Below are 16,128 nucleotides of genomic sequence, written 5' to 3'. Positions count from 1 at the left end.
GCTCGGCTATGCCCATCCAGACGACGGACTGTATTGCGCCGTCGCTTGCGAGTTTGCCTCCCGCGCGGTGAGCCTCAATACCGCGTGCTCGCCTTAGCCGCAATCGCCGCGGCAGCCGCGCGCGTTTCGACATGCAGCTTGCCGAACACATGTTCGAGGTGCTTGTTCACCGTGCGCGGCGCCATCCCGAGAATGTCGCCGATATCCCGGTTTGTCTTGCCGCGCGAGAGCCACAGCAGCACCTCCGCTTCGCGTGCTGTCAGGCCAAATTGCGAGGCGAGGGCGCTGGTATGAGCGGCATCGTCGAATTCTTCCAGCAGGATCACCCATTCGCCACGCGTTGCGGGGCCCAGTACGCGCGCAACGCGGCGCACGCCGTCGGCGGCGGTCTCGAACGCGGCTTGCAAGTCGCAACCGGCTTCGATCCAGCGCACGAACCACTGCTCCAGCGTCGTCGGCAAACGCGGACCGGCTTCGATGAGCGGGTGCTGCAATGGCGAAGCTGTGTCGACACATCCCGACGCCAACGAAGCCGAAGCCGGCTCCAGATCGCCAGTGTCTCCATTTCGCGCATCCGTCGGCGTGCGCGCCATCTCGTACCACGCCAGCCGTTGCCGCGCCAGATCGCTCTGCCACCTGATCTCGCCGCTCGCCGCCGCGATCAGCGCTGCGCGCATGCCGATCTCCAGCACCATGTCCGCCTGACGCTGCTGGCGCGAGCGCTGCACGTGCGCGGCAATTCGCGCGCTGACCTCGCTGGGCTTGACGGGCTTGGTGACGTAATCGATGCCGCCCACGCGAAAACCCTGCACCACGTGTTCGCTATCGGTCAGTGCGGTCATGAAGATCACGGGCAGATGCCGGTTGCGCGGATCGGCCTTGATTAGCCGGCACGTCTCGAAGCCGTCGAGGCCAGGCATCAGCGCGTCGAGCAGGACGGCGTCAGGCGTGATGCGCGCAAGACGTTGCAGCGCGGACTGGCCGTCCAGCGCCACCAGTACCGCGTAGCCGGCCGCCTGCAGCGTTTCGGAGAGCAGCGCGAGATTGTCGGGGGTGTCGTCGACGATCAGCACTACCGGCTTGCCGTCGGGCAAGTCCGGTTGCGTCTCGGGCGGCAGGAGCACAGTGTCGTCATGCATCGGGATTGACCTGCTGGGTGGGCGCGAGCAGATGCGCGAGTTCAGTCAACCGGAAGCGGCGCGCCAACGCGCGCAACGGTTCGAGCACGCTGGCGAGTTCCGGCGCGCCATGTTCGGCGGCGTCGAGTTGTTCGATAAAACCCTGCACGTAGCCCATTTCCAGTTGCGCCTGCAGCTTTTCGCGCAGCGGGGCGGGCAGGCTCGCCGTCACGTCGATCCGTGCAACGGCGGAGGCGGTTGCCACGGTGTCGGTCGGCTCGACGATCCAGTGCAGTTGCAGCAGCGCGGCCAGTTTGTCGAGCAGGAGCGGAATGTAGAGCGGTTTGGCGAGGTAGTCGTCGCAACCGGCCGCGGCGCCTTTGTCGCGGTCATCGGCGAATGCGTTGGCGGACAGAATCAGAACCGGCGCCGCCGACAGATGGTTGTCGCGAATCAGGCGGCTCGCCTCGAAGCCGTCCATGTCCGGCATCGACACGTCCATCACGATCAGGTCCGCTGACGCGGTGCCGAGCCACTGCAGCGCCTCCGGTCCGCTAGCCGCTTCCACCACGTTAAAGCCGAGCGGCGCCAGCGTCTGCACCACGATGCGGCGTTGCTCCGCGAGATCGTCCACCACCAGCACGGTGCGGCGCGGACCGTCGTAACCCTTCACGTTGAGCGGGCCGCTCGCCAGCAACTGCGGCGCGCGCACTTCAGGCGCGAACAGCTTGACGATAAAGCGCGTGCCTTTGCCCACTTCGCTTTGCACGTCCAGGTTGCCGCCCATCAATTCCGTGAGCATGCGGCAGATGGTCAGTCCCAGCCCGGCGCCGTGATCGTGTTCGCGCGCCGCGGCACCGCGCTCGAATGGCAGGAATAGCCGCTCCAGTTCGGTGGCCGGCATGCCGGGGCCGGTATCGGCGATTTCAAAAGTAATGGTCTCCCACGCATAGCCGGCGCGCACCTTCACGGAACCGTGCGACGTGAAGCGGATCGCGTTGCCGATCAGGTTGATGAGAATCTGCCGCACGCGCTTTTCGTCGATGCGCACCACGTCCGCCATGCGCCCGCTCGTGTGGAATTCGAACTGCAGTCCCTTGTCGGTGGCCTGCGGTTCCAGCATCGCGGAGAGTTGCGCGACGAAATCGGGCAGCGAGATTTCGGTCACATTCAACTGCAGCTTGCCGGCCTCGATCCGCGCCACGTCGAGCAGGCCATCCACCAGCGCCAGCAGATGTTCGCCGCTGCGATAGATGGTCGCCACGGCATTGCGTCGCGCCGGCGGCAGTTCGTCGGTGCCTTGCAGCAACAGTTGCGCATAACCGAGGATGCTGTTGAGCGGCGTGCGCAACTCGTGACTCAGGCCCGTCACATAGCGGCTCTTTGCGCGGTTGGCGGATTCGGCCGCGGCGCTCGCTCGCTGAAGCGCCGCATCGGTCTTGCGGTGCGCCTCGATTTCCTGCATCAGCAATTCGGCTTGCCGCTGCGATTCTTCCTGGGTGACCTTGCGGTTTTCGTTGGCGAGCACGAGCCACCACGCGGCAATGCATCCGACCAGCGCCAGCGCGAAGAACGCCTTCAGATAGCCCTGCAACAGCACGTCGTGAACGGTCGTGTCGAGATTGGGCAGGGTGCGCACGCTCTGATACCACTGCACCGCCAGCACGCCGCCGAGTAGCGTCACCACGGCAATCAGCAAGCCGGCGTACTGCGCGAGCCGCAAGCCCGCCGGCCCGAGCTTGAGCTTGGGAAAGAGGGTGCGCATGGAATTGCCGAATTGCGCGGGCAGCCGTGCGTGCGGTTTGCAGGAGTCGTTGCAGCGCGAGTCGAGTGAGCAGCACAGCGAACAGATCGAACCGGCGTAAGCCGGGCAGTGCGCCATGTCCTCGCGTTCGAAGGTGTTTTCGCAGATCACGCAGCGCAGTATCGCGCCTGCTTCGAGGTCGCGGCCATCGCGCGCCAGATAGAAGCGTCCGCGTGTGGCGATCGCCAGCAGCGGCGCGCAAATGAACGCGACCAGCAACGCAATGAACGACGACAGCGCCTCAGCCGTGGTGCCGAAAACGCCCGCATGCGAAAGCGCGGCAATCAGCGAAGCGAACAGCATGGCGCCCACGCCGACCGGATTGACGTCGTACAGATGCGCGCGTTTGAACTCGACGTGGCGCGGGCTATACCCGAGCGGCTTGTTGATGACGAGGTCGCCCACCACCGCGCCAATCCAGGCGATCGCCACGTTGGCATACAGCGCAAGCACTTTGCTGATGGCCTCGAACACGCCCATCTCGACGAGCAGCAACGCAATCAGCACGTTGAACACGAGCCACACCACGCGCCCCGGATGGCTGTGCGTGAGCCGCGCAAAGAAATTCGACCACGCGAGCGAGCCGGCGTAGGCGTTCGTCACGTTGATCTTCAGTTGCGACACGATCACGAACAGCGTCATCGCGGCGAGCGCGCCTTCAGGCGAGTGGAACACGTAGTGATATGCGACCAGATACATCTGCGTGGGTTCGACGGCCTTGACCGGATCGATCTCGTGCTGGATGGCGAGGAAGGCGAGGAACGCGCCGCCCAGCATCTTCATCGCGCCCGGCACGATCCAGCCAGGCCCGGCCGCGATCAGCGCGGCCCACCAGCGAAAGCGATTGGCGCGCGTGCGCGGCGGTAGAAAGCGCAGATAGTCGACCTGCTCGCCAATCTGCACGATCAGCGAAAACACCACCGTGCACCCCGCGCCGAAAGCGACGAGGTTGAATTCATGGCCGCTGCCTGAGATTCCGCCAAACGTCACCCATTCCGCAAGCACGTGCGGTTCACGCCACAACACCACCGCGTAGGGCACGACCAGCAGCACGAGCCACAACGGCTGGGTCCATCCCTGCAGACGGTTGATGAACGTGATGCCGAAGGTCACGGCCGGAATGATGACGAGCGCGCTGATCACATAAGCCACGGAAAGCGGCACCTTCAGATACAGCTCCAGCGCGAGCGACATGATGGCCGCTTCCAGCGCGAAAAAGACGAAGGTGAAGACCGCATAGATCAGTGAAGTGAGCGTCGAACCCAGGTAGCCGAAGCCCGCGCCGCGCGTGAGCAGATCCATGTCGACGCCGTTGCGTGCGGCGTAATAGCTGATCGGGATGCCCGTCAAGAAGATCAGCAGGGAGACAGCGAGAATCGCGCAGATTGCGTTGGTGAAGCCGTAGTTCACGACCAGCGCGCCGCCAATCGCTTCGAGCACGAGAAACGACACCGCGCCGATCGCCGTATTGGCGACGCGGAATTCCGACCAGCGCCGGAACGTGCGCGGCGTGAACCGCAACGCGTAATCCTCGAGCGTCTCGTCGCCGACCCACGCGTTGTAGTCGCGGCGGATTTTGACGATGCGCTGCGTGCCGGCTGCCGGCGGGCGCGATGCCCCAGCTTGGGTGGCCGGACCGGCGGGCAGCGGGTTCTGTGGTTGCGTTTGGTGCATCGGGGCCTTTCGTCGGCGGATTCCGTGACTAGCGGTGCGGCCATGCAAATTGCATTCCATTCACGCTCGCCTCCCTGCCCTCATGCCGCCGAGGCACGCCACGCCGCCGCGATTATAGGGAGCGGATTTTTGTCACGCCCTACGTCAACTGACGTATTGGGCGGCGCAATTTGGCTACCTACCTTTCGTGGCGTCGACACCGCCATCCCGTTCACGGCGCGGGTCGCCCGACCACGACTACAAGGAGAATTCGATGTCACACGATGATCAGAACGAGTCCGGCATGCCCTCGGCCCTGCGCCGCAAACTGTTGATGGGACTCGCTGCCGCGCCCGCGCTGGCCGTGTCCGGCATCGCGCGGGCCCAGCAGTTTCCGACCGCGAAAGTCAACACCACTCACCTTGCCGTCACCGACACGGAAGTGACGGTGGGTCAGTTGCACTCGGCGACCGGCACGATGGCCATCTCCGAAACCGGCTCGATTCAGGCCGAGCGGCTTGCGATCGAACAGATCAACGCGGCGGGCGGCATTCTCGGCCGCAAGATCAAGGTGATTCAGGAAGACGGCGCATCCGACTGGCCGACGTTCGCTGAAAAGTCGAAGAAGCTGCTGGAAAACGATCACGTCGCCGCCGTGTTCGGCTGCTGGACGTCGGCCTCGCGAAAGGCGGTGTTGCCGATTTTCGAACGCGACAACGGCCTGTTGTACTACCCGACCTTCTACGAAGGCCTGGAGCAGTCGCACAACGTGTTCTACACCGGCCAGGAAGCGACCCAGCAGATTCTCTGGGGGCTGAACTGGGCGAACCAGACGAAGAAGGCGAAGAGCTTCTTCCTGATCGGCTCGGACTACATCTGGCCGCGCACCTCGAACAAGATTGCGCGCAAGCACATCGAGCAGCATCTGAGCGGCTGCAAGGTGGTGGGCGAGGAGTACTACCCGCTCGGCACCACCAACTTCAATTCGCTGATCAACAAGATCAAGATCGCCAAGCCGGATTGCATCTACGCGATTATCGTCGGCGGTTCGAACGTGGCGTTCTACAAGCAGCTCAAAGCGGCCGGCATCACCGCGGACAAGCAGTTCCTGTTGACCATCTCGGTGACGGAAGACGAAGTGCTCGGCATTGGCGGCGAAAACTTCGCGGGCTTCTATTCGGCCATGAAGTATTTCGAGTCGCTCGAGAACGACAACAACAAGAAATTCGTCGCGGCATTCAAGGCGAAATACGGGCCGAAATCCGTGATCGGCGACGTCACCCAGGCGGCCTATCTCGGACCGTGGCTCTGGAAAGCGGCGGTGGAAAAGGCCGGCAGCTTCGACGTCGACAAGGTGGTGGCGGCCTCGCCTGGCATCGAACTGAAGAGCGCGCCGGAAGGCTACGTGAAGATCCACGCCAACCATCACTTGTGGAGCCGCACGCGGATCGGACAGGCGCAGGCGGACGGCCAGTTCAAGGTGGTCGCGGAATCGCCGGATCTGATCGAGCCTAACCCGTTCCCGAAGGGTTATCAGTAATCGCCCCAGCAAGCCACGCGTGAAGCGCGCTCGCCGCAGTGCGGGCGCGCGCCGATCAATTCGAGGAGAGCCATATGTCGGCTTCGGACATTCTTAACATCACGCTGATGCAGGGTTTCGCGGGCTTGAGCCTTTTCAGCGTGCTGCTGCTGATGGGGCTGGGGCTGGCGGTGATCTTCGGCCAGATGGGCGTCATCAATATGGCGCACGGCGAATTCATGACGATCGGCGCTTATACGATCTACATGTTTTCGCAGCTGGCCGACAACTATTGGCACGGCTTCGCGCCCGTGTATTTCCCGCTCGCCATTTGTGCCGCCTTCGCACTCGCGTTCGCGGCCGGGTGGGTCGCCGAGTGGGCGCTGATCCGCCATCTCTACCGGCGACCGCTCGACACCTTGCTGGCCACGTGGGGGCTGAGCCTCGGCATGCAGCAGGTATTCCGCTCGGTGTTCGGCCCGAAAGAAGTGAGTCCGACCTTGCCGGACTGGCTCATGGGCTCGTGGTCGCCGAAGCCGGGGCTCGACATTCCGATCAACGGCCTCTTCGTGATGAGCCTTGCCGTGCTGATGACGGGCGGCGTGCTGCTGGCGCTGTACCGCTCGCGCTGGGGCTTGCGTGTGCGAGCCACCGTGGCGAACCGTCAGATGGCGAATGCCGCGGGCATTGATACGCGCAAGACCGACCGGCTGACCTTCGCGATCGGCTGCGGCATGGCGGGCGTCGCGGGCGCCGCGTTCACTGCGATCGGCTCCACCGGGCCGACCAGCGGCTCGCTGTATATCGTCGATTCGTTCCTCGTGGTGACGTTCGGCGGCGCCGCGAGCCTGCTCGGCACGGTGGCATCCGCTTTCGGCATTGCGCAGATGCAGTCGATCAGCGAGTTCTTCATGACGGGCTCGTCGGCGCGCGTGGTGACGTTGTTGACCATTGTGATCGTGCTGATGCTGCGGCCGCAGGGACTCTTCGCGTCGAAGGTGCGCCGTGCGTGATCTTTCATCGAGTGCGCATCTGAACCGTTCCGTCAATCGCTTCAGTCCGGAGAAACGCATATGGACCCGCTGAACCCTTCCGCCGGTGTGCCCGCATCGCCGGATCGTGCCGCCGCTCGTGCCGGCTTGCGGCCCGCGCCGTGGCGCTGGCTGACCACCGATGGCTACGGCAGCCTCGCTGTGCTGGCGGCGCTGATTCTGGTGGTGTTTCCGCTCGCGCTCGACGTGTTCCGTCTGAACCTGATGGGCAAGTATCTGACCTACGCGTTCGTCGCCGTCGGCCTCGTGATGGCGTGGGGCTACGGCGGTGTGCTGAGTCTCGGGCAAGGCGTGTTTTTCGGACTCGGCGGCTATTGCATGGCCATGTTCCTGAAGCTCGAGGCCTCCGACCCGGTCAGCACGAAGATCCAGTCGACGCCCGGCATTCCCGACTTCATGGACTGGAACCAGCTCACCGCCTTGCCGTTCTGGTGGAAGCCGTTTCATTCGCTGCCGTTCGCCCTTGCGGCGGTGGTGGTCGTGCCGTGCGCGCTGGCGTTCGTGGTGGGCTTCGCCATGTTCAAGCGGCGCGTGGGCGGCGTGTACTTCGCCATCATCACGCAGGCGGTGGCGCTGATTCTGTCGGTGCTGATTATCGGCCAGCAGGGCTACACGGGCGGCGTGAACGGCATCACGGATTTGCGCACCCTGCTTGGCTGGGACATTCGCGGCGACGGTGCGAAGCTGATCCTGTACTTCGTCAACGCGGTGCTGCTGCTGGTGGCGATTCTGTGTTGCCGGCAAATCCAGCGCAGCAAGCTCGGCACGCTGCTGCTGGCCATGCGCGACAAGGAAGACCGCGTGCGTTTTTCCGGTTATGACGTGGCCATGTTCAAGGTGTTCGCGTTCTGTGTCGCCGCGGTGCTCGCCGCGATCGGTGGTGCGATGTTCACGTTGCAGGTGGGCTTCATGTCACCGTCGTTCGTGGGGATCGTGCCGTCCATCGAAATGGTGATCTATGCCGCGGTCGGCGGGCGCATGTCGCTGGTCGGCGCGGTCTACGGCGCGGTGCTCGTCAATCTCGGCAAGACGTGGTTTTCGGAGAGCTTTCCGAATCTGTGGCTGTTCCTGATGGCTGCGCTCTTTATCGGCGTGGTGATGGCGTTTCCGAACGGGCTCGCCGGTCTCTACGACAGTCATGTGAAGCCGTGGCTCGCGCGCCGCGGCGCAAGGAGCGCCTCATGAGCAATACTGATTTCGTGCTGGCGGTGGAAGAACTGAGCGTGTCCTTCGACGGCTTCAAGGCGATCGATTCGCTGAACCTGTATGTGGATCGCGGCGAACTGCGCGTGGTGATCGGACCGAACGGCGCGGGTAAGACGACGCTCCTCGACCTTATCTGCGGCAAGACGCGGGCGACCCAGGGCAGCATCAAGTTCCGCAACGAAGAGATGACGCAATTGCCCGAGTTTCGCCGGGTACGAAAAGGGATCGGCCGCAAGTTCCAGACGCCGTCGATTTACGAAAACCTCTCCGTGTTTCAGAACCTCGAAGTGTCGTTTCCGCGCGGACGCGGCGTGTTCGGCGCGCTGGCGTTTCGCCGCACCGACGACGTGATGGACCGCGTGAGAAGCGTGGCCGGAGAGATTGGCCTCGCTGGTCAGTTCGACCTCGAAGCAGGCTTGCTGTCGCACGGTCAGAAACAGTGGCTCGAAATCGGCATGTTGCTGATGCAGGAGCCGGAACTGCTGATGCTCGACGAGCCGATTGCCGGCATGAGCGTGCGCGAGCGCGAGATCACGGCCGAGCTGCTCAAACGCATCTGCCAGAACCGCTCGATGATCGTGATCGAACATGACATGGCATTTGTCGAGCAGATTGCCCACAAGGTCACGGTGATGCACCAGGGAAAGATTCTCGCCGAAGGCGCGATGGAGCAGGTGCAAAACGACCCGCGCGTGATCGACGTTTATCTGGGCCACTGAGCGGTTGGCGAAACGGAACGGGAGGGCACGGTGAAACGAGCAAAGAGGAGCCCAGCATGTTGAATGTCGACGACGTATTCGTCAGTTACGGCCAAAGCGAGGCCTTGCACGGCATCAGCTTCAACGCCGCGCGCAACGAAACCGTGGCGATCATGGGACGCAACGGCATGGGCAAGACCACGCTGTTCAAGTCGCTGATCGGCATCCTGCCGCTCAAGGCGGGCTCGGTGCAGGTGGATGGCGAAGACGTATCGCGCGATGAAAGCTTTCGGCGCGTCGCCAAAGGTATCGCGTATGTGCCACAGGGGCGGCAAATCTTCGCCACGTTGAGCGTGGAGGAGAACATCCAGACCGGTCTGGAGAACTCGCCCACGAAGCGCGTGCCCGACGAAATCTACGCGCTCTTTCCGGTGCTCTACGAGATGCGCTCGCGCAAGGGCGGCAACCTGTCCGGGGGCCAGCAGCAACAACTGGCGATTGCCCGCGCGCTGGTCACGGAGCCCAAGGTGCTGCTGCTCGACGAGCCCACCGAGGGCATTCAGCCGTCCATCATCAAGGACATCGCGCGCGCGTTGAACGAGATCCGCAAGCTGCGCGACATCACGATCGTCGTGTCCGAGCAGGTCCTGAGTTTCGCGCTCGATGTGGCCGACCGGCTCTTCGTCATCGAAGGCGGGCGCCTCGTGCATGAGAGCACGCGCAGCGACGCCGACACCGCGAAGATCCGCGAGTACCTGTCGGTGTGAGCCGACTGTCTGCAATTTCCAAGAGGAGAGTTTGCAATGGCTGAAACGCTAATCAAGGTCGATCTGAACCAGTCGGCCTACGACAACGAGAACGTCCACAACCGCTGGCACCCGGATATTCCGATGGCCTGCTGGGTCAATCCGGGCGACGATTTCATTCTGGAGACTTACGACTGGACCGGTGGCTTCGTCAAGAACAACGACAGTGCCGACGACGTGCGCGATATCGATCTCTCCATCGTGCACTTCCTGTCCGGACCGGTGGGCGTGAAGGGCGCGGAGCCGGGCGATCTGCTGGTGGTGGACCTGCTCGACATCGGCGCGAAGCAGGAGAGCCAATGGGGCTTCAACGGCTTCTTCTCGAAGAAGAACGGCGGTGGTTTCCTGACCGATCATTTCCCGCAGGCGCAAAAGTCGATCTGGGATTTTCATGGTCTCTACACCAGTTCGCGCCATATTCCCGGCGTGAACTTCGCGGGACTGATCCACCCGGGGCTGATCGGCTGCCTGCCTGATCCGAAGATGCTGGCCACCTGGAACGAGCGCGAAGCCGCGCTGATCGCCACGGACCCGCAGCGCGTGCCCGGCCTCGCCAATCCGCCGTTCGCCGCCACTGCGCACATGGGGCGTCTCGCCGGCGACGAGCGCGCCAAAGCCGCCGCCGAAGGGGCGCGCACGGTGCCGCCGCGCGAGCATGGCGGCAACTGCGACATCAAGGACCTGTCGCGCGGCTCGAAGGTGTATTTCCCGGTGTACGTGGACGGCGCGGGTCTGTCCGTGGGCGACTTGCACTTCAGTCAGGGCGACGGCGAAATCACCTTCTGCGGCGCCATTGAAATGGCCGGCTGGGTGCATATGAAGGTCGAGTTGATCAAGGGCGGCATGGAGAAATACGGCATCAAGAACCCGATCTTCAAGCCGAGCCCGATCACGCCTCACTACAACGACTACCTGATCTTCGAAGGCATCTCCGTCGATGAACAGGGCAAGCAGCACTATCTGGACGTGCATATCGCCTACCGCCAGGCGTGTCTGAATGCGATCGAGTATCTGAAGAAGTTCGGCTACTCGGGCGCGCAGGCTTACTCGATTCTGGGCACGGCACCGGTGCAGGGGCATATCAGCGGCGTCGTTGACGTGCCGAACGCGTGCGCGACGCTCTGGTTGCCAACGCAGATTTTCGACTTCGATATCAGGCCGACTTCCGCGGGACCCGTCAAGCATATTACCGGCGGCGTGGATCTGCCTTTGTCACCGGATCTGGTCTGACGTAGGTTTTGTCGAAACACCTGAGAGGGCCGTGCCCGGAAGACCGCCGTGCTGGATGTCGCAGTAGCGGCGGTCATCGGAGAAAGACTTAAGGCATTCAAGGAGCGCACCATGCCGACATACGATTACCGTTGCGAAAACTGCGGCCCATTCGCCGCGATCCGCCGCGTCGCCGAGCGCGACGTGCCTTGCGCATGCCCCACCTGCGACGCACCGGCGCAACGTACCTTGAGTCTGCCTTCGTTGTCGTTGATGGCGGCAAGCGCACGCACCGGGCATCAGATCAACGAACGTTCGGCGCATGCGCCGCAACGCTCAGGCGAGTACACCCACCGGCACGGGCCCGGTTGTGGATGCGGGTCGAGCAGGACTAAGGGGGCGACGACCGCAGGCGGCTTGAAGACCAATCCCGCAGGCAGGCCTTGGATGATCAGCCACTGACCGCCAGGGCCGGCGGATCGTCGTCGACCGCTGGAACGCCATTAGCAGCGATGCGGCCCGACGATGCCCAGCTTGGCGATGCGCCGGTATAAGGTCGCACGCGACATTCCCAGTGATTGCGCGGCGGCATTGGGCCGCCATTGATGCCGCGTCAGCGCGTCGATAATGCGCGTGCGCTCGTCGCGCGGGTCCTGCTGCGCGAGGGCCGACGTCAATGCGCGATTGCCCGCGCCCTCGGGCTCCAGCATTGCGACGACGTCCGGCGCCAAGTGGCGCAATTCCACACGCGCGGTATCGCACATCGCACACGCGTAACGCAGGACGTTGCGCAACTGGCGAATGTTGCCCGGCCATGCGAAGGTTGCGAGGCGCTCGGCGAGGCGCGGGTCGAGCGTGAGGACGTGGCCGGCCATTTGCGCTTCTTCTTCGAACACGGCCGCGATCACGTCGCCGATATCCGCGCGTTCGCGCAACGGCGGCATCGGCAAACTGGCGCCGCTTAGCCGGTAATAGAGATCTTCGCGGAACGATCCTTCCGCCACCATCTGCGCGAGATCGCGGTGGGTGGCGCAGATCACGTCGATATCGACGCGCACGGGCGCATCGCCACCGAGCGGCATGACTTCGCCTTCCGCCAGCACGCGTAGCAGCCGTGTTTGCAGATTGAGCGGCATATCGCCGATTTCGTCGAGAAACAGCGTGCCGGTATGCGCCTGCGCGATCTTGCCGCGAGCGCCGCGGCTGCGTGCGCCGGTAAAGGCGCCGGGCGCGTAGCCGAACAGTTCGCTCTCGATCAGCGATTCAGGAATCGCGCCGCAATTCACCGCGATAAATGGCCGCGTGCGCCGCGCGCCCGAGTCGTGCACCGCGTGCGCGAAGACTTCCTTGCCGACGCCGGTCTCGCCGAGAATCAGAATCGGCAACCGTTTGCCGATGATGCGCAATGCCACCGACGCGTTGTGAGCAATGCGCGTGTCGGCGCTTCTCAGAAAGCGGCCCAAGGCGCCGACTTGCAGATCGTCTTGCGTCTCGCCGTGCGATTGCCGCGTGGCACCGGCGGCCGCGCCATTTGCCGTGCGCGATGGGCGTTTGAGCGGCGCGCGAATGCGCGCATACAAAACAGCGCCCGTCGCGCGCAGACGCAGGCAGACAATCGCGTCGGTCCGCGCGACATCGTGCAGACGCACCTCGGCGGTGTCGAATATCTCGTCGATATGGCGCGGGCCGTTCAACGCCGGAATGCATTCGCGCGCTTTGCGATTGGCGGCGACCAGATTGCCGCATTCGTCGAACGCAATCAGCACCTCGGGTTGGGCCTCGACGAAATTACGGCTCGAATGGCCGAACAGGATCCAGTGTTGCGCGGTTTGATTGAGGAAATAGCCATCCTCGATCAAACCGGCGCTCTGGCGCACCAGTTGAAACACGAGCCGCTGACTGTCGCGGTTGTCCGGCGAGCGGACGGCGGAGGCGTCGAGCACGCCGATCATTTCGCCGGTCGGGGCGAAAATCGGCGCGGCGCTGCAGGTCAAGGTCGTGAAGGCGGCACGGAAGTGATCGGTCTTGTGCACGGTAATCGGCGCGAGATCGGTCAGTACGTTCGCCACGCCACATGTGCCTTCTTCACGCTCGGACCAGCAAGAGCCGATATACAGTCCCGCGTGCTTGAAATCGCTGCGGCGGTCGCGCTCGATTCGGTAATCGATCGTGACGCCGTGCGCATCCGTGAGCATCACGCAGTAGTCGGCTACGCGAATCATGTCGTGCAGGCGGCTCAGGCATTGGCCCGAGGCACGCAGGAACGCTTCTTCTTTTCCCTGCACTTCGCGCAATTCAGCAGACGTAAGCACGCGTGGGCCGATCACCGCGCCGGGATCGAGCCGGTATTGTTCGAACGAGCGCTGCCATGACGATACGAGGCGCGTGGAGTCGGCGGGCGCGGGAAGCCGTCCTTCTATGGCGCCGCGCACGCGTTCAATGTGCTGGTTTTGCGAAACGTAAGGCATGGTCGGCTCCAGTCGAGCGACACGCAGTCAGGTCAGGCTGTTCTTGTAGCACATCCCGTTCGATCAATCACACTGCAATGCAGCACGCGAGACGCGTGAGACGTTCGTCTCAACCCCGGCTGAGACGCCGTCTCACGTTGCTTCGATACAGGCGGTACAAGGGTTCGCGCGTCTTACACAGAGTCCGATGCCGGGCGCCTGGGGTCGCGGAGCGAGCGCGTGAGACGCACCGCGCGTTGCGGCGCACGGCGCGCGCGCCAGACAGCGTAACCCGTTCCGTGCGTAAGTCCCTTTAAACAAGACACTTTCGCAAGGTTTCGAGGCTGCTCGGCGAAATTGGCATACCCCTTGCAGTGTTCGACTCATGAAAAAAGCGCCGTGGTTCGAATACGGCGCTCCTGATATGAGTCCGCGCATGACGCGGGCAGGAGACAAGCCTGTGCCATCGCCCATTACGGTCGGCGTGATCGCGAACCCCGCATCCGGTCGCGACATTCGCCGCCTCACCACGTACGCATCCGTGTTCCCGACGGCCGAGAAAGCCAACATGGTCGTCCGGTTGCTGGCGGGGCTGGGGGTGCTCGGCGTGGATCGCGTGCTGACCATGCGCGACCGCACCGGCGTCGCCGCGCTGCTGCTGCGTGCGCTCGATACCCACGCCGCGGTCGCCTCGCAACAACGCTGGCCCGCGGTCGAGTTCATCGACCAACCGATTACCGATAGCGCCGCCGACACACATGCGGGTGTCGCCGCGATGCGGCGGGCGGGCGTCGAACTGATCGCGGTACTGGGTGGCGACGGCACGCATCGCGCGGTTGCCGCGCATTGCGGCCGGGTGCCGTTGCTGACCTTGTCGACCGGCACGAATAACGCGTTTCCCGATCTGCGCGAAGCGACTGTCGTCGGTCTTGCGGGTGCACTGACCGCGACTGGCGCGGTGCCGCCAGACGTCGCGCTCACGCGCAACAAGCGTCTTGTGGTGCGCTGCGTCGCCGGCCCCAACCGCGGCCGCGAAGAGATCGCGCTAGTGGACGTGTGCGTGAGCCGGCAACGCTTCGTCGGCGCTCGCGCCGTCTCCGATCCGGCCGATATCGACACGCTGTTTCTCACCTTCGCGTCGCCGGACGGGATCGGCCTGTCGTCGATCGGCGGCGCGTGGGCGCCTGTCGAGCGTACGGCCTCGCACGGCTTGCATCTGCGTTTTGCGCGGCCCGGAGAATCCGGCGTGCCGCTGGTCGCGCCGGTAGCGCCGGGCCGCGTCGAGCGGGTTTTCATGCGCACCTGCGAGCGTTTCGAAGTGGGCGGCTGGACGCCGCTCGATGCCGAACGCGGCACGCTCGCTTTCGACGGCGAGCGCGAAATCGAACTGGAGCGCGGCGATCAATACGAAATTTCGCTGGACTGGGACGGGCCGCTCACCGTCGATGTCGAGCGCACGCTGCGTTACTCGGCGTCGCGGCAACTGGTTCGCGAAGTGGCAAATGTGGTTGCGCGTCAAACGTAGGTGGTAGGCAAGCAGTGCATTCATTCCAAGGAGACACACCATGTCGGTTTCAACAGAGTTGAGCAAGGACGAACTGCTGAAGGCGTATCGCATGATGCGCACGATCCGCGAGTTCGAGGAGCGCCTGCACGTCGAGTTCGCGACCGGTGAAATACCCGGCTTCGTGCACCTGTATGCGGGCGAGGAGGCGTCGGCGGTCGGCGCGATGCTGCATCTGAACGATGCGGACTATGTGGCGACCACGCACCGCGGCCACGGTCACTGCATTGCCAAGGGCGTCGATGTGCGCGGCATGATGGCCGAAATCTACGGTCGCAAGACCGGCGTATGCCACGGCAAAGGCGGCTCGATGCATATCGCCGATTTGTCGAAGGGCATGCTCGGCGCGAACGGCATTGTCGGCGCGGGCGGCCCGCTCATTTGCGGGGCGGCGTTGGCGGCGAAGTACAAGAAGTCGGGCGGCGTGGGCGTGTGTTTCTTCGGCGACGGTGCATCGAATCAGGGCGTGATTTTCGAATCGATGAACCTGGCCTCGGTATGGCGGCTGCCCGCGATTTTCGTCGCGGAAAACAACGGTTACGCCGAAGCGACTTCTTCGACGTGGTCCGTGGCGACGGACAACATCGCGGATCGCGCGAGCGGCTTCGGCATGCCGGGCGTGATCGTGGACGGGTTCGATTTCTTCGCAGTGCATGAGGCGCTCGGCGAGGCGATCGAGCGGGCGCGTCACGGCGGCGGACCGACGCTCGTCGAAGTGAAGTTCTCGCGCTATTTCGGCCACTTCGAAGGCGATGCGCAAACTTATCGCGCGCCTGGCGAAGTGCAGAAACTGCGTGACGAGAAAGACTGCCTGAAGCGCTTCGAGGAGCGTGTGGTGCGAGCGGAAATGCTCGGCGCGGATCAGCTGCGCAGTGTCGATGAACAAGTGAAGACGTTGATCGACAGCGCCGTGACCGAAGCCAAGGCCGCGCCGCTGCCGACCGCCGAAGACCTGCTGAGCGACGTCTACGTGTCCTATCCGTAACGCGTCCGCTGCAGACCTGAACGATTCGCAAACTTGGATGTGACCGAAGTCGGCGCCAAGCCGCTAA

The 16,128-nt window shown here is 63.8% G+C and carries 12 protein-coding genes; 9 read left to right on the top strand and 3 right to left on the bottom strand.

The annotated features are described in order from the left end of the window. Nucleotides 1–74 precede the first annotated feature (74 nt). Both CJU94_RS27805 and CJU94_RS27800 read right to left on the bottom strand, forming a co-directional pair. Nucleotides 75–1,139 carry a response regulator gene (locus CJU94_RS27805; RefSeq protein ID WP_095421825.1) on the bottom strand — a complete coding sequence of 355 codons (1,065 nt, stop codon included), beginning with the start codon at nt 1,137–1,139 and terminating at the stop codon, nt 75–77. Then, on the bottom strand, nt 1,132–4,656 hold the full coding sequence (locus tag CJU94_RS27800) for a hybrid sensor histidine kinase/response regulator (protein ID WP_095421824.1): 3,525 nt from the start codon (nt 4,654–4,656) through the stop codon (nt 1,132–1,134). The genes CJU94_RS27805 and CJU94_RS27800 overlap by 8 nt, the downstream gene beginning before the upstream one ends. 193 nt (nt 4,657–4,849) lie before the next feature. Between CJU94_RS27800 and urtA the strand changes: the two genes are divergently transcribed. The 7 genes from urtA to CJU94_RS27765 all read left to right on the top strand — a co-directional run bounded on the left by urtA (nt 4,850) and on the right by CJU94_RS27765 (nt 11,527). After that, nucleotides 4,850–6,115 carry an urea ABC transporter substrate-binding protein gene (gene urtA, locus CJU94_RS27795; RefSeq protein WP_095421823.1) on the top strand — a complete coding sequence of 422 codons (1,266 nt, stop codon included), beginning with the start codon at nt 4,850–4,852 and terminating at the stop codon, nt 6,113–6,115. A gap of 74 nt (nt 6,116–6,189) precedes the next feature. Then, nucleotides 6,190–7,107 (top strand): urea ABC transporter permease subunit UrtB, encoded by a 918-nt coding sequence (urtB, locus tag CJU94_RS27790; protein WP_091808902.1) that lies wholly within the window; start codon nt 6,190–6,192, stop codon nt 7,105–7,107. A 60-nt stretch (nt 7,108–7,167) separates the two neighbouring features. Continuing rightward, nucleotides 7,168–8,331, top strand: coding sequence for an urea ABC transporter permease subunit UrtC (urtC, locus tag CJU94_RS27785; protein WP_095421822.1), 1,164 nt, complete (start codon nt 7,168–7,170; stop codon nt 8,329–8,331). Next, complete coding sequence (urtD, locus tag CJU94_RS27780; RefSeq protein WP_095421821.1) at nt 8,328–9,071, top strand: urea ABC transporter ATP-binding protein UrtD; 744 nt, start codon at nt 8,328–8,330, stop codon at nt 9,069–9,071. Before urtC ends, urtD begins: the two co-directional genes overlap by 4 nt. Before the next feature lie 56 nt (nt 9,072–9,127). Next, nucleotides 9,128–9,817, top strand: coding sequence for an urea ABC transporter ATP-binding subunit UrtE (gene urtE, locus CJU94_RS27775; protein ID WP_095421820.1), 690 nt, complete (start codon nt 9,128–9,130; stop codon nt 9,815–9,817). A 36-nt stretch (nt 9,818–9,853) separates the two neighbouring features. Then, the gene (gene fmdA / locus CJU94_RS27770) at nt 9,854–11,086 is read left to right on the top strand and encodes a formamidase (RefSeq protein WP_095421819.1); all 1,233 of its coding nucleotides are present in this window, start codon (nt 9,854–9,856) and stop codon (nt 11,084–11,086) included. 111 nt (nt 11,087–11,197) lie between these two features. Next, entirely contained in the window at nt 11,198–11,527 is a 330-nt protein-coding gene (locus tag CJU94_RS27765; protein ID WP_095421818.1) for an FmdB family zinc ribbon protein, read from the top strand. Nucleotides 11,528–11,568: 41 nt separating this feature from the next. Here CJU94_RS27765 and CJU94_RS27760 read toward each other — a convergent pair whose 3' ends face one another. After that, on the bottom strand, nt 11,569–13,533 hold the full coding sequence (locus tag CJU94_RS27760) for a sigma-54-dependent Fis family transcriptional regulator (protein WP_095421817.1): 1,965 nt from the start codon (nt 13,531–13,533) through the stop codon (nt 11,569–11,571). 439 nt (nt 13,534–13,972) lie between these two features. Between CJU94_RS27760 and CJU94_RS27755 the strand changes: the two genes are divergently transcribed. Beyond that, nucleotides 13,973–15,037 (top strand): ATP-NAD kinase family protein, encoded by a 1,065-nt coding sequence (locus CJU94_RS27755; protein WP_095422827.1) that lies wholly within the window; start codon nt 13,973–13,975, stop codon nt 15,035–15,037. Nucleotides 15,038–15,077: 40 nt separating this feature from the next. Then, nucleotides 15,078–16,061: a thiamine pyrophosphate-dependent dehydrogenase E1 component subunit alpha gene (locus CJU94_RS27750; RefSeq protein ID WP_095421816.1), complete on the top strand. Its 984-nt coding sequence runs from the start codon at nt 15,078–15,080 to the stop codon at nt 16,059–16,061. Nucleotides 16,062–16,128 lie beyond the last annotated feature (67 nt).

Origin of the sequence: Paraburkholderia aromaticivorans (assembly GCF_002278075.1) — a bacterium.
Lineage (GTDB): Bacteria > Pseudomonadota > Gammaproteobacteria > Burkholderiales > Burkholderiaceae > Paraburkholderia > Paraburkholderia aromaticivorans.
Note: the sequence above shows the minus strand (reverse complement) of the source record. Positions and strands in the feature narration are given on the sequence as shown.

Excerpts from the sequence above, each read along its gene's own strand:
- urtD (WP_095421821.1), top strand. The coding sequence starts at position 8,328 with ATGAGCAATACTGATTTCGTGCTGGCGGTGGAAGAACTGAGCGTGTCC.
- urtC (WP_095421822.1), top strand. The coding sequence starts at position 7,168 with ATGGACCCGCTGAACCCTTCCGCCGGTGTGCCCGCATCGCCGGATCGT.
- CJU94_RS27800 (WP_095421824.1), bottom strand. The coding sequence starts at position 4,656 with ATGGAATGCAATTTGCATGGCCGCACCGCTAGTCACGGAATCCGCCGA.
- urtB (WP_091808902.1), top strand. The coding sequence starts at position 6,190 with ATGTCGGCTTCGGACATTCTTAACATCACGCTGATGCAGGGTTTCGCG.
- CJU94_RS27750 (WP_095421816.1), top strand. The coding sequence starts at position 15,078 with ATGTCGGTTTCAACAGAGTTGAGCAAGGACGAACTGCTGAAGGCGTAT.
- urtA (WP_095421823.1), top strand. The coding sequence starts at position 4,850 with ATGTCACACGATGATCAGAACGAGTCCGGCATGCCCTCGGCCCTGCGC.
- CJU94_RS27765 (WP_095421818.1), top strand. The coding sequence starts at position 11,198 with ATGCCGACATACGATTACCGTTGCGAAAACTGCGGCCCATTCGCCGCG.
- CJU94_RS27805 (WP_095421825.1), bottom strand. The coding sequence starts at position 1,139 with ATGCATGACGACACTGTGCTCCTGCCGCCCGAGACGCAACCGGACTTG.
- urtE (WP_095421820.1), top strand. The coding sequence starts at position 9,128 with ATGTTGAATGTCGACGACGTATTCGTCAGTTACGGCCAAAGCGAGGCC.
- fmdA (WP_095421819.1), top strand. The coding sequence starts at position 9,854 with ATGGCTGAAACGCTAATCAAGGTCGATCTGAACCAGTCGGCCTACGAC.
- CJU94_RS27760 (WP_095421817.1), bottom strand. The coding sequence starts at position 13,533 with ATGCCTTACGTTTCGCAAAACCAGCACATTGAACGCGTGCGCGGCGCC.